General features: G+C 46.9%; 11 protein-coding genes, 2 pseudogenes and 1 other annotated feature. Of the genes and pseudogenes, 3 read left to right on the top strand and 10 right to left on the bottom strand.

The window, feature by feature from the left end; all coding sequences use genetic code 11:
• Both E0D98_RS16615 and E0D98_RS16610 read right to left on the bottom strand, forming a co-directional pair.
• Positions 1-1168: pseudogene (locus E0D98_RS16615) on the bottom strand (hypothetical protein); the annotation flags it as partial.
• Between the two features lie 5 nt (positions 1169-1173).
• Positions 1174-1494, bottom strand: coding sequence for a hypothetical protein (locus E0D98_RS16610; RefSeq protein WP_000346967.1), 321 nt, complete (start codon positions 1492-1494; stop codon positions 1174-1176).
• Positions 1495-1689: 195 nt separating this feature from the next.
• Between E0D98_RS16610 and E0D98_RS16605 the strand changes: the two genes are divergently transcribed.
• Together E0D98_RS16605 and E0D98_RS16600 are read left to right on the top strand one after the other, a co-directional pair.
• Positions 1690-1950 (top strand): ogr/Delta-like zinc finger family protein, encoded by a 261-nt coding sequence (locus E0D98_RS16605; protein ID WP_021549238.1) that lies wholly within the window; start codon positions 1690-1692, stop codon positions 1948-1950.
• A gap of 190 nt (positions 1951-2140) precedes the next feature.
• Complete coding sequence (locus tag E0D98_RS16600) at positions 2141-2281, top strand: Hok/Gef family protein (protein ID WP_000078916.1); 141 nt, start codon at positions 2141-2143, stop codon at positions 2279-2281.
• Between the two features lie 305 nt (positions 2282-2586).
• Here E0D98_RS16600 and ihfA read toward each other — a convergent pair whose 3' ends face one another.
• The 8 genes from ihfA to thrS form a co-directional block, all read right to left on the bottom strand.
• A complete protein-coding gene (gene ihfA / locus E0D98_RS16595; protein ID WP_001229265.1) occupies positions 2587-2886 on the bottom strand; it encodes an integration host factor subunit alpha in 300 nt (99 codons plus the stop codon).
• Between the two features lie 4 nt (positions 2887-2890).
• Complete coding sequence (pheT, locus tag E0D98_RS16590) at positions 2891-5278, bottom strand: phenylalanine--tRNA ligase subunit beta (protein WP_000672368.1); 2388 nt, start codon at positions 5276-5278, stop codon at positions 2891-2893.
• Positions 5279-5292: 14 nt separating this feature from the next.
• Positions 5293-6276: a phenylalanine--tRNA ligase subunit alpha gene (gene pheS, locus E0D98_RS16585; RefSeq protein WP_000018596.1), complete on the bottom strand. Its 984-nt coding sequence runs from the start codon at positions 6274-6276 to the stop codon at positions 5293-5295.
• Between the two features lie 209 nt (positions 6277-6485).
• Positions 6486-6610: a sequence feature (Phe leader region), on the bottom strand.
• Entirely contained in the window at positions 6560-6604 is a 45-nt protein-coding gene (gene pheM, locus E0D98_RS27400; protein ID WP_001386830.1) for a pheST operon leader peptide PheM, read from the bottom strand. (Overlaps the previous feature by 45 nt.)
• Before the next feature lie 116 nt (positions 6611-6726).
• Positions 6727-7083, bottom strand: coding sequence for a 50S ribosomal protein L20 (rplT, locus tag E0D98_RS16575; protein WP_000124850.1), 357 nt, complete (start codon positions 7081-7083; stop codon positions 6727-6729).
• A gap of 52 nt (positions 7084-7135) precedes the next feature.
• On the bottom strand, positions 7136-7333 hold the full coding sequence (gene rpmI, locus E0D98_RS16570) for a 50S ribosomal protein L35 (RefSeq protein ID WP_001124225.1): 198 nt from the start codon (positions 7331-7333) through the stop codon (positions 7136-7138).
• A 96-nt stretch (positions 7334-7429) separates the two neighbouring features.
• Complete coding sequence (gene infC, locus E0D98_RS16565) at positions 7430-7972, bottom strand: translation initiation factor IF-3 (RefSeq protein ID WP_001700733.1); 543 nt, start codon at positions 7970-7972, stop codon at positions 7430-7432.
• A gap of 3 nt (positions 7973-7975) precedes the next feature.
• Positions 7976-9904 (bottom strand): threonine--tRNA ligase, encoded by a 1929-nt coding sequence (thrS, locus tag E0D98_RS16560; protein WP_001144192.1) that lies wholly within the window; start codon positions 9902-9904, stop codon positions 7976-7978.
• A 523-nt stretch (positions 9905-10427) separates the two neighbouring features.
• On the opposite strand from thrS, the pseudogene E0D98_RS16555 reads away from it, so the two are divergent.
• A pseudogene (locus tag E0D98_RS16555) lies at positions 10428-12117 on the top strand (ShET2/EspL2 family type III secretion system effector toxin); the annotation flags it as partial.

Genomic DNA, 12117 nt, shown 5'->3' with positions numbered 1-12117 from the left:
GTCTTAATGATGATTTACTTGCCAATTCAATTGTTAATTGAGTGTATATTTCAATCTGAGTACGGCACTCATCACCCGATGGCCTTTTATTAAAACCGTTAGGAATAAAGTTTCTAAAAGTTGGAATATGTGTGCCAGATGTTACTTGCGTGTTGTTGGGTAGCAACTGAACTAAAACACGCCATGCTGTATCGGGCCACTCCCTTGCCAATGCGTTGAAAGCAGCAATACGTCTATCTATATCAGCTGTAGTATGAGGAAGCCATGGTAACAATATGTTGATTATCGAGTTAAGTGGCCTGTTAGCCCAATTGCCACCAGGATCATGGCTATCCAGCTCCCCTAATATTACTAAAGAGCGAGATAAATAGTTAGGCGCCCAAGCTAATCCTTCAATAGCCCATAGCAGTCCTGTCATATAATTCCGACCTGAAATTCCACCGATACCTTCCTGTGCAAAAAGTGAATCAAATGGCTTGTCTTGGTGAGATGCAGCATTTTCCACTTCGTCGATAAAACAGTCAGGAGCACTTTCCGCAAGCATAACTTGAATATCTTGCGTACTAGCCCATAATTGCCAGCTAGAAGCCGAAAAAACCTCTTTAACCACACTTGAGGCGCAATATTGCCCTTTATATTTTGAGCAATTAGTAAGTAACTCTTGCTTTGTTGCAACTAATGCCAACCCTTCGGATAGTCCTTTCCTTATTAATCGGCTGTGTGGTAAAACCTTCCCATAAATTACTGCTGCATAACGCTCTTCAGGTGCCAGTTCAAATTGTGGGTCGATAGTTTTAAAAACGGATACAACAGTCGTCCGAAACAAATCCAAATGATCATCGAATAATCTTGACGATACCGTTTGAAATGTTTGTATTCTATCTTTAAAACTCCAAGAACCTCTCTCATGAATCAAAGGACTATCTTGCATCCCTTCAATTATTCTTAATTTTCGAATCCAACTGTCATATGACTCGCCAATAAGGCTTGTAATTATATCAATATCACCATTATTTTTTTCATCCCAGCAACCGACTAAAACAGCAATCGCTAACTCAGTCGCATAATCAACATTATCACTATTGTATACAATTAAGTTACCAGCAACATTATGGCCTGTTCCGGTATGATTTTGACTAATTGAACTGCAGCTATGAATGTTATCCATAGACACTACCTCGTAATTTTATTTCCACCAATATTATCACCAGTGCCACTATGGTTTTGAATAATGACAGTTGCTGCATGAGGTTTTATAGACGAGAGTATTTTTTGAATTTCACTACTATCCAATAGTTTTCTTTCAATTGCTATTTCACTCATTTCATCGTTCAAAGACAGTTTTTCAAGCTCTTTAGCTAAAGCAGGGGCTACAGCCTCATCAACAACCCAATTTTTTAACTTTTCTTTTATTGAAGTTGCAGTAATCGAAACATGATGTTTAAGCATGTCATAAACTATGCCAGAAAGTATCGTCGAAGATAAAAAATCCATAACAATTTTCCCTTAACGTAAGATATTTACTATCAAGATACATTTTAAATCGAAGAAAGAGCTTTTACCACGTATATTTATTGGCTAATAACATGATAATTCGACTGTCTGCTATTCGCTTAAAACGAAGAGTTTGTTGGAATTATAGCCAGCACGACCTAGAATAACATCAGCACTGCGTTAAGGGAGGTCGCTATGTTCCGTTGCCCGCTTTGTGGCGCATCTGCCCGCATCCGTACCAGTCGTCCGGAAAATGATTCAAATACCGTGCGGCAAAAGTATTACCAGTGTAACAACTTGGAATGCGGCGTCTGCTTCTCAACACTGGAAGCTTTCCATAAGTTCACATCAAAACACGCCTCAAGTGTTCACTCTTCAGAGGGTATCCCGTGGCATGCTCTGCCTGCTTCACACAGGGGAAACAGTCAGATGAGTTTGCCCTTACCTCAGGATTAACAAGCAGAATTGCCGGAGTAACAAAAAAGCGATAGATTACGCGCGGGTGCCTTTCGGCTGATGGTCGGAGGGAATACCCGAAGGCCAGATGTGGAAAGGCCCCGGAAAACATTTCTGTTTAACCGAGGCCCTAACCGCATTACCTTGACAAGTGAAAGGTTAGCGCCTCTCCGGAAAAGGAGCAAGTGCTATGTCGCAAAAATCGCTTACGGCCATCACGTTCTGCGTGACGGCAATCCTCATCATCTGGATGCTGCACGGTTCGCTGTGCGAAATACGGATGAGCTTCTGGGGAGCGGAGTTTGCGGCGTTCTTACAGTGTAAGCAGTAAGGAAACCGCGACGGGGGAGCAATCCCCCGTCAATCGGTTGCCCGGGTAAGGTCGATAAGGCACCCTATCTCACAGACATGAACAACAAACCCGCAGCGTAAAAACTGCGGGTTTTCTTTTTGGCGTCCTCACCGACTTGAAACAGTGATCAGACTATACGACAAAGCCCACAATGTAGCGGGCTTACTCCCCTCTCCCTCCACTGAATGTGGACACATAGTGGAACAAAGAGAGATAAAACATTATAAATCAATTTGTTACTGAAAGAAAAAAGGCCGCAGAGCGGCCTTTTTAGTTAGATCAGATTACTCGTCTTTGGGCGAAGCGTTTTCGACCCGGCTTTTTAACTTCTGCCCGGGTCTGAAGGTCACCACGCGCCGTGCTGTAATGGGAATATCCTCGCCCGTTTTCGGGTTACGTCCCGGGCGTTGATTCTTATCACGCAGATCGAAGTTACCAAAACCAGAGAGTTTCACCTGTTCGCCGTTTTCCAGAGCGCGACGGATCTCTTCGAAAAACAGTTCAACCAGTTCTTTGGCATCCCGCTTGCTAAGCCCAAGCTTATCAAACAGATATTCTGACATTTCAGCTTTTGTAAGCGCCATAGGTTCAATCCCTCAATGATGCCTGGAATCGCTCTTTTAATGCCTCTACACATTTGGCGACGGTAGCGGCAATCTCCTCTTCTTCGAGTGTACGGCTGGTATCTTGCAGGATCAGGCTTATGGCGAGGCTCTTATACCCCTCCGCAACACCCTTACCGCGGTACACGTCAAATAAGTTTACGCCAACTACCTGATTTACGCCAACTTTCTTACATTCGGATAAAATATCCGCTGCGGGAACGTTTTCTGCGACCACCACCGCGATGTCACGACGGTTCGCCGGGAAGCGAGAAATCTCGCGCGCCTGAGGCACCACGCGGTCTGCGAGCTTGTTCCACTCCAGTTCGAACACCAGAGTGCGACCGTTAAGATCCAGTTTACGTTCCAGTTCAGGATGAACAACCCCAACAAAACCAATACGTTCACCTTTCAGATAAATCGCTGCGGATTGCCCCGGATGCAGTGCCGGATTCGCTTCTGCACGGAACTCAACCTCATTCAGTTTACCGGTCAGGTCGAGAACGGATTCAAGATCGCCTTTCAAATCATAGAAATCAACGGTCTCTTTTGCCAGGTTCCAGTGCTCTTCGTAACGGTTACCGCAAATCACACCGGCTAACATCAGATCCTGACGAATGCCCAACGGTGCCTGAGTATCTGGTACGAAACGCAGACCGCTTTCGAAAATGCGCACACGGTTCTGCTGACGGTTCTGGTTGTACACCACGGTTGCCAGCAGGCCGGTCCACAGAGAAAGACGCATTGCTGACATTTCAACAGAGATCGGGCTTGGCAGCAGTAAGGCTTCAACGCCTGGATGGATCATCTGCTGCACTTTCGGATCAACGAAGCTGTAGGTGATCACTTCCTGATAGCCTTTGTCGTTGAGCAGCGTTTTCACGCGCTTGAGCGACAGGTCAGCTTCACGGTGAGTACCCATAATCAGGCTTGCCTGTACCGGCTCATCCGGGATGTTGTTGTAGCCGTAAACACGCGCGACTTCTTCGACCAGATCTTCTTCAATCTCCATATCGAAACGCCAGCTCGGCGCAACTGCCTGCCACTCGTCTTTGCCTTCGGTCACTTCGCAGCCGAGACGACGCAGAATGTCAGTTACCTGCTCATCCGCAATATGATGGCCGATCAGGCGATCCAGTTTGCTACGACGTAAAGTGATGGTTGCACGCTTCGGCAGCGTTGCTTCGTTGGTGATATCAATTACCGGACCAGCCTCACCACCGCAGATGTCGATCAGCAGACGGGTCGCACGTTCCATCGCTTTGTGCTGCAGTGCCGGATCAACGCCACGCTCATAACGGTGAGACGCATCAGTATGCAGGCTATGACGACGAGCACGACCGGTGATAGACAGCGGGCTGAAGAAAGCGCATTCCAGCAAGACGTTTTGCGTTTCGTCATTCACGCCAGAGTGTTCGCCACCAAAGATGCCGCCCATCGCCAGCGCCTTGTTGTGGTCGGCGATGACCAGAGTGTCAGCATTCAGCTTCGCTTCAGTGCCATCAAGCAGTACCAACGTTTCGCCCTCTTTCGCCATCCGCACCACAATGCCGCCTTCAATGCGATCTTTATCGAAAGCGTGCATCGGCTGGCCCAGTTCGAGCAGTACATAGTTGGTGACGTCAACAACTGCATCGATAGAACGGATCCCGCAACGACGCAGTTTTTCTTTCATCCACAGCGGAGTTGGCGCTTTAACGTTAATGCCTTTTACCACACGGCCAAGATAACGCGGGCAGGCTTCCGGCGCTTCGACTGTAATCGGCAGCGTGTCGTCGATGGTCGCACCAACCGGAACGATTTCCGGTTCAACCAGCGGCAGCTGATTCAGCACGGCAACGTCACGCGCAACACCAATGATACCTAAACAGTCGGCACGGTTTGGCGTCACGCTGATTTCGATGGTGTTGTCATCAAGTTTCAGGTATTCACGGATGTCGGTGCCAATCGGCGCATCCGCAGGCAGCTCGATAATGCCGCTATGATCGTCAGAAATTCCCAGCTCAGAAAAGGAGCACAGCATCCCTTCAGACGGTTCACCACGCAGTTTCGCCGCTTTAATTTTGAAATCACCCGGCAGAACAGCACCAATGGTAGCTACCGCCACACGCAGGCCCTGACGGCAGTTTGGCGCACCGCAGACGATGTCCAGCAGGCGATCGCCGCCAACATTCACTTTTGTCACACGCAGTTTGTCAGCGTTCGGATGCTGCGCACACTCAACCACTTCACCAACGACCACGCCGTGGAAGCTACCGGCAACCGGTTCTACACCGTCAACTTCCAGGCCCGCCATAGTGATTTGATTCGCCAGCGCATCGCTATCAATCGCCGGGTTCACCCATTCGCGTAACCACAGTTCACTGAATTTCATAATCTATTCCTGCCTTATTTAAACTGTTTGAGGAAACGCAGATCATTTTCGAAGAATGAACGCAGGTCGGTGACGCCGTAACGCAACATAGTCAGACGCTCCATCCCCATCCCGAAGGCGAAACCAGAGTAAACTTCCGGGTCGATGCCAACGTTACGCAGCACGTTCGGATGCACCATCCCGCAACCCAGCACTTCCAGCCATTTACCGTTTTTACCCATGACGTCAACTTCTGCAGAAGGCTCGGTGAACGGGAAGTAGGAAGGACGGAAGCGAATCTGCAAATCTTCCTCAAAGAAGTTACGCAGGAAATCGTGCAGAGTGCCTTTCAGGTTGGTAAAGCTGATGTTGGTATCAACAATCAGACCTTCCATCTGATGGAACATCGGCGTGTGAGTCTGGTCGTAGTCGTTACGATAAACGCGGCCAGGCGCAATGATACGAATCGGTGGCTGCTGGGCTTTCATGGTGCGGATCTGTACGCCAGAGGTCTGGGTACGCAGCAGGCGGGTAGTGTCAAACCAGAAAGTGTCGTGGTCAGCGCGCGCCGGGTGGTGACCAGGAATGTTCAGAGCATCGAAGTTATGATAATCGTCTTCGATTTCCGGCCCGGTTGCCACGGTAAAGCCAAGCTCACCGAAGAAACTTTCGATACGGTCGATAGTACGGGTAACCGGATGCAGACCGCCGTTTTCAATGCGACGACCTGGCAGAGAGACATCAATCGTTTCCGCCGCCAGACGCGCATTCAGTGCAGCGCTTTCCAGTTCCGCTTTACGCGCATTCAGCGCCTGCTGAACCTGCTCTTTCGCTTCGTTGATAACCGCACCAGCTGCCGGACGCTCTTCTGGCGGCAGCTCACGCAGGGTCGTCATCTGAAGGGTTAAGTGCCCTTTTTTACCCAAATATTCGACGCGCACATTATCTAACGCGGCAACATCTGACGCCTGGCTAATGGCCGCCTTCGCACTGGCAACCAGTTCTGCGAGATGTGACATGGTTTTCCTCATTGTGTCAGTGGTGACACTGGTTCGTTGGACTTAGAGCCTATCCCATCAGGCTATTTTACTTGCCATTTTGGTCCCGGGCAGTGCTCGAAATTCTCACGTACTTAAATACGCTCCGGTTTCTCCGCGCTGGCCGTGTCCAGACTGGCTGCGACAATTACACCTGATGAGACAGGCTTTTTATTTTTCAAAACGCGCATACAAAAAAAGCCTCCACTGGGAGGCTTTCAGGCGCTGTTTTCCGTTTCTCTTCTCACGCGCTAGCCTCCTGGATTCAGGTGCTAAAGTAAAAAAAGAAGCGGAAAATAGCAGCATTCATTGCTTGCGTTACCTTTTGGTACTCTTCAAAAGACCTTTATTGAAAAGGCTACGGCGATAAAAGTCAATGTTTTGATGGCGTTGAAACGAAAAGAGGGAGACTAGCTCCCTCTTTCAACTGGCTTATGCCAGAGCTGCTTTCGCTTTTTCAACCAGAGCGGTGAACGCTACTTTGTCGAATACTGCGATATCAGCCAGGATCTTACGGTCGATTTCAACAGAGGCTTTTTTCAGGCCATTGATGAATTTGCTGTAAGAAATACCGTTCTGACGTGCTGCTGCGTTGATACGCGCAATCCACAGTTGACGGAACTGACGCTTACGTTGACGACGGTCACGGTAAGCATACTGACCAGCTTTGATAACAGCCTGGAAGGCAACGCGGTATACGCGAGAACGCGCACCGTAGTAGCCTTTAGCTTGTTTCAAAATTTTCTTGTGACGTGCGCGTGCAATAACACCACGTTTTACGCGAGCCATATGTGCTCTCCTGTATCTATATTCTAATTAAAAAGTTAAAAACGTTAACGGCTTATGCGTACGGCAGGCACGCGATTACCAGGCCCAGATCGCCTTTGGAAACCATGGCTTTCGGACGCAGGTGACGTTTACGTTTGGTCGCTTTTTTGGTCAGAATGTGACGCAGGTTAGCGTGCTTGTGCTTAAAACCACCTTTACCGGTTTTTTTGAAGCGCTTAGCAGCACCGCGTACGGTCTTAATTTTTGGCATTTTAATAACTTCCACTTCGCATTGTTAATAAACGAAACAAAGGCGAACAAAGCCTGTGAAGCCCGAAGGCTCCACAGACAGTGCTACTTGAAGGCCTTACTGTTTCTTCTTAGGAGCGAGCACCATGATCATCTGGCGGCCTTCGATCTTCGTTGGGAAGGATTCGACCACTGCCAGTTCTTGCAAATCGTCTTTCACGCGATTAAGCACTTCCATACCGATTTGCTGGTGCGCCATCTCACGACCGCGGAAACGCAGCGTGATTTTGGCTTTATCACCCTCTTCGAGAAAGCGAATCAGGCTGCGGAGTTTTACCTGATAGTCGCCTTCATCTGTACCAGGACGGAATTTAATTTCCTTAACCTGGATAACTTTTTGCTTTTTCTTCTGTTCCTTAGAAGACTTGCTCTTTTCATAGAGGAATTTGCCGTAATCCATTATACGACAAACCGGCGGCTCGGCGTTAGGGCTGATCTCGACTAAGTCTACTCCGGCTTCTTCTGCTTTCTCCAGAGCTTCTCTCAGACTCACAATACCAAGCTGCTCGCCTTCCAGACCTGTTAAGCGAACTTCCTGGGCGCGAATTTCGCCATTGATACGGTTAGGGCGCGCCGTTTGAACTCGTTTTCCGCCTTTAATACCTTATTCCTCCAATTGTTTAAGACTGCGGCTGCGAATCTCTTGTTGCAGCTTCTCGATCACTTCATTTACGTCCATGCTTCCCAGGTCTTTACCACGGCGGGTGCGAACGGCAACTTTGCCTGATTCCACCTCTTTATCACCACAGACCAGCATATATGGGACGCGACGCAAAGTGTGCTCGCGGATTTTAAAGCCAATCTTCTCATTTCTCAAGTCTGCTTTAACACGAATGCCCGCATTTGATAGTTTTTGCGTCAATTCGTTAACGTATTCAGACTGTGAATCGGTAATATTCATGATAACAACCTGAACTGGCGCAAGCCAGGTCGGGAAGAAACCAGCGAATTCTTCGGTCAGGATACCGATGAAACGTTCCATCGATCCCAGAATTGCGCGGTGAATCATTACCGGTACTTTACGTTCATTGTCTTCGCCTACATAAGAAGCACTCAGACGAGAAGGCAAAGAGAAGTCCAGCTGTACTGTACCGCACTGCCATGCACGATCGAGGCAGTCATACAGGGTAAATTCAATTTTCGGACCGTAGAAAGCGCCTTCACCCAGTTGATATTCAAACGGGATGTTGTTTTCTTCCAGCGCAACCGCCAGGTCCGCCTCAGCACGATCCCACATTTCATCACTGCCAATACGTTTTTCAGGACGAGTGGAGAGTTTGACGACGATCTTCTCGAAGCCAAAAGTGCTGTACATATCATAGACTAAACGGATACATCCGTTAACTTCATCGCGAATTTGTTCTTCAGTACAGAAGATATGCGCGTCATCCTGGGTAAATCCACGCACGCGCATCAGGCCATGCAGCGAACCTGACGGCTCATTACGGTGGCAGCTACCAAACTCGGCCATACGCAGCGGCAGATCGCGATAAGACTTCAGCCCCTGGTTGAAAATTTGTACGTGACCCGGGCAGTTCATCGGCTTAATGCAGTATTCACGGTTCTCAGAAGACGTGGTGAACATTGCATCTTTGTAGTTGTCCCAGTGACCGGTTTTTTCCCACAGGACACGGTCCATCATGAACGGACCTTTAACTTCCTGATACTGGTACTCTTTCAGTTTAGAACGAACAAACACTTCTAGTTCACGGAAGATGGTCCAGCCGTCGTTGTGCCAGAATACCATACCCGGCGCTTCTTCCTGCATATGGTACAGGTCGAGCTGTTTACCGATTTTACGGTGGTCGCGTTTCGCGGCTTCTTCCAGGCGCTGCAGGTAAGCGTTAAGCGCTTTTTTGTCTGCCCACGCCGTACCGTAAATACGTTGCAACATTTTGTTGTTGCTGTCGCCACGCCAGTAAGCCCCTGCCGTTTTCATTAGTTTGAAATGATGGCAGAAACGCATGTTCGGTACGTGCGGACCGCGGCACATATCGACATATTCTTCATGGAAGTACAGACCTGGCTTGTCATCATGGGCGATGTTTTCGTCAAGAATGGAGACTTTGTAGCTCTCCCCACGGTTGGCGAAAGTTTCACGCGCTTCGTGCCAGCTGACTTTCTTCTTAATGACGTCGTAGTTTTTCTCAGCAAGCTCATGCATCCGCTTCTCGAGTGCTTCGACATCTTCCTGGGTTAACGTGCGGTCAAGATCAACGTCGTAATAAAAACCGTTGTCAATAACCGGGCCGATTGCCATTTTGGTATGCGGCCAAAGTTGTTTAATCGCGTGCCCTAACAGGTGCGCACAGGAGTGACGAATGATCTCCAGACCGTCTTCGTCTTTGGCGGTAATGATGGACAGTTGTGCGTCGTTTTCAATCAGATCGCAAGCATCAACCAGTTCGCCATTAACGCGCCCTGCGATACAGGCTTTCGCCAGACCTGGACCAATGTCCAGCGCAACATCCATGGGGCTTACAGCGTGGTCGTAATGGCGTTGGCTGCCATCAGGAAGAGTTATAACAGGCATTTTATATCCTTATTTGCAGTGGTGACCCACACGAAAGATCACATACAAAGAAAAATTTGTTTATTAACAGTTCATTGCGAAACCATCTAGCCAACAAATGCTAAATTGGTTCGCAATCAGGTACACAAATGAAAGACATTAACCTCTCACCTTCCACCCGGTTGAGCGATGTTAACACTAAAAAAAGGGAGATTGTACCTTTCCGTTTCACATTGATTCGATTCGCAATTCGTTTGTAGTGAGTACACCAGCAAAACGCTTAAAGAACCACTGATAACATCACGGTGCGTCTGAAAGGTTTACTGCGAGCGGATTTACAGCAGCATAAACTGAATCCAGCAAAGTTCGTTGCGTGATTTGGCGGTAGTATTTTAAACGCTCATGAGATTAATGACGAAGTGGTCATATCACAATGATAAAAGTGACACAATTCTTATAACAATTTTTCGTGCACATTTCGTTCTGGCGATAATAATTAATCATCATCCTCAAAACCTCCAGATATATATAAGGCGAATAGATTATGAGTCAAAACGATATCATTATCAGAACTCATTATAAGTCTCCTCATAGATTGCACATCGATAGCGACATACCAACACCTTCATCAGAGCCTATTAATAAATTTGCGCGCCAGCTCATCACCCTACTTGATACCTCTGACTTAAGTTCGATGCTGTCATACTGTGTTATTCAGGAATTTACTGCAAACTGTCGAAAAATATCACAAAATTGTTATTCCACTGCCCTTTTTACCATTAACTTTGCCACTTCACCCATCCATGCAGAAAATATACTCATTACATTACACTATAAAAAAGATTTCATTTCCTTATTACTGGAAACCACGCCTATTAAAGCTAACCATTTGCGAAGCATACTGGATTATATTGAACAGGAACAGTTAACTGCTGAAGATCGTAACCATTGTATGAAACTGTCTAAAAAAATCCATAGAGAAAAAACTATACACCCAACAGTAAATCTCAATGGTAGTGCATGTTTTTTGCAATCTCCTTCTGACGCTATTTTTTGTCGCCATCTGTCATTGCAATACGCCCTTGATTCATTGAGAAATGGAAAAGGCAAAGTCAACCTGATTAAACATTACTCCTCCGTTGAATCCATACAGCAGCATATCCCCTTAGTCCGGGATGCGGAGTTCAGAGCATTACTTCGCCATCCTCCTGCAGGGAGTCGCGTTATCGCGAGTAAGGATTTTGGCTTCGCTTTAGATATTTTCTTTTGTCGAATGATGGCAAACAATGTCAGTCATATGTCCGCGATTTTATATATAGACAATCATACTTTGTCAGTAAGGCTACGAATAAAGCAGTCAGTGTATGGACAATTAAATTATGTTGTGTCTGTTTACGACCCGAACGATACCAACGTTGCCGTCAGAGGCACCCACAGGACAGCACGGCGCTTTCTCTCGCTTGATAAGTTCATCAGTTCAGCTCCCGATGCTCAGACCTGGGCTGATAGGTATGTTCGCAACTGTGCAATTGCTATTCTTCCTCTATTACCTGAGGGAGTTCCAGTTGCTATTTTAGCGGGTATCACGACACGAATGCCATTTGCCCCTATACATCCATCGGCAATGTTGTTAATAATGGCCACAGGCCAGACTCAATAGCTTATTACACTATTCAAACAGTTGCCCATACTCCCTGAAAAAGAAATCATTGAAATAATAACTGCGCAGAATAGCGTTGGTACACCTGCTTTATTTCTGGCTATGATGAACGGACAAACTGACAACGTAAAAATATTTATGCAAGAAATCCAGTCACTGGTATACAATCATATCATTCATGAAGATAATCTGGTTAAATTACTGCAAACTAAAAGTGCTAACGAAACACCTGGACTCTATATCTCCATGTTGTATGGATTCGATGAAATAATCGATATCTTTCTGAATGCATTAACCACTCCAATAGCACAAGAACTTTTAAACAAAAAAATGGTGATGGATATTTTAGCCATGAAAACACGTGATGGTGAACCAGGGTTATTTGCTGCAATGGAAAATAATCACCCTTTGTGTGCCACACGGTTCCTCTCTAAAGTTTATGGGATCGCCGTTAAATATAAACTCAGCAAAATCAACATCATGGACTTATTAAAAGGCGCGACAGCACATGGAACCCCTGCTTTATACATCGCCATGAGCAAGGGTAATAAAGACGTCGTGTTATCTTATATAT

Source organism: Escherichia sp. KCJ4928 (assembly GCF_004352695.1).
Classification (GTDB): domain Bacteria; phylum Pseudomonadota; class Gammaproteobacteria; order Enterobacterales; family Enterobacteriaceae; genus ECMA0423.
Note: the sequence above shows the minus strand (reverse complement) of the source record. Positions and strands in the feature narration are given on the sequence as shown.

What these genes read in the sequence shown, in the direction of transcription:
- E0D98_RS16605 (WP_021549238.1), top strand. Translation starts at nt 1,690, where the DNA reads ATGTTCCGTTGCCCGCTTTGTGGCGCATCTGCCCGCATCCGTACCAGT.
- rplT (WP_000124850.1), bottom strand. Translation starts at nt 7,083, where the DNA reads ATGGCTCGCGTAAAACGTGGTGTTATTGCACGCGCACGTCACAAGAAA.
- pheT (WP_000672368.1), bottom strand. Translation starts at nt 5,278, where the DNA reads ATGAAATTCAGTGAACTGTGGTTACGCGAATGGGTGAACCCGGCGATT.
- pheS (WP_000018596.1), bottom strand. Translation starts at nt 6,276, where the DNA reads ATGTCACATCTCGCAGAACTGGTTGCCAGTGCGAAGGCGGCCATTAGC.
- E0D98_RS16610 (WP_000346967.1), bottom strand. Translation starts at nt 1,494, where the DNA reads ATGGATTTTTTATCTTCGACGATACTTTCTGGCATAGTTTATGACATG.
- rpmI (WP_001124225.1), bottom strand. Translation starts at nt 7,333, where the DNA reads ATGCCAAAAATTAAGACCGTACGCGGTGCTGCTAAGCGCTTCAAAAAA.
- thrS (WP_001144192.1), bottom strand. Translation starts at nt 9,904, where the DNA reads ATGCCTGTTATAACTCTTCCTGATGGCAGCCAACGCCATTACGACCAC.
- E0D98_RS16600 (WP_000078916.1), top strand. Translation starts at nt 2,141, where the DNA reads ATGTCGCAAAAATCGCTTACGGCCATCACGTTCTGCGTGACGGCAATC.
- ihfA (WP_001229265.1), bottom strand. Translation starts at nt 2,886, where the DNA reads ATGGCGCTTACAAAAGCTGAAATGTCAGAATATCTGTTTGATAAGCTT.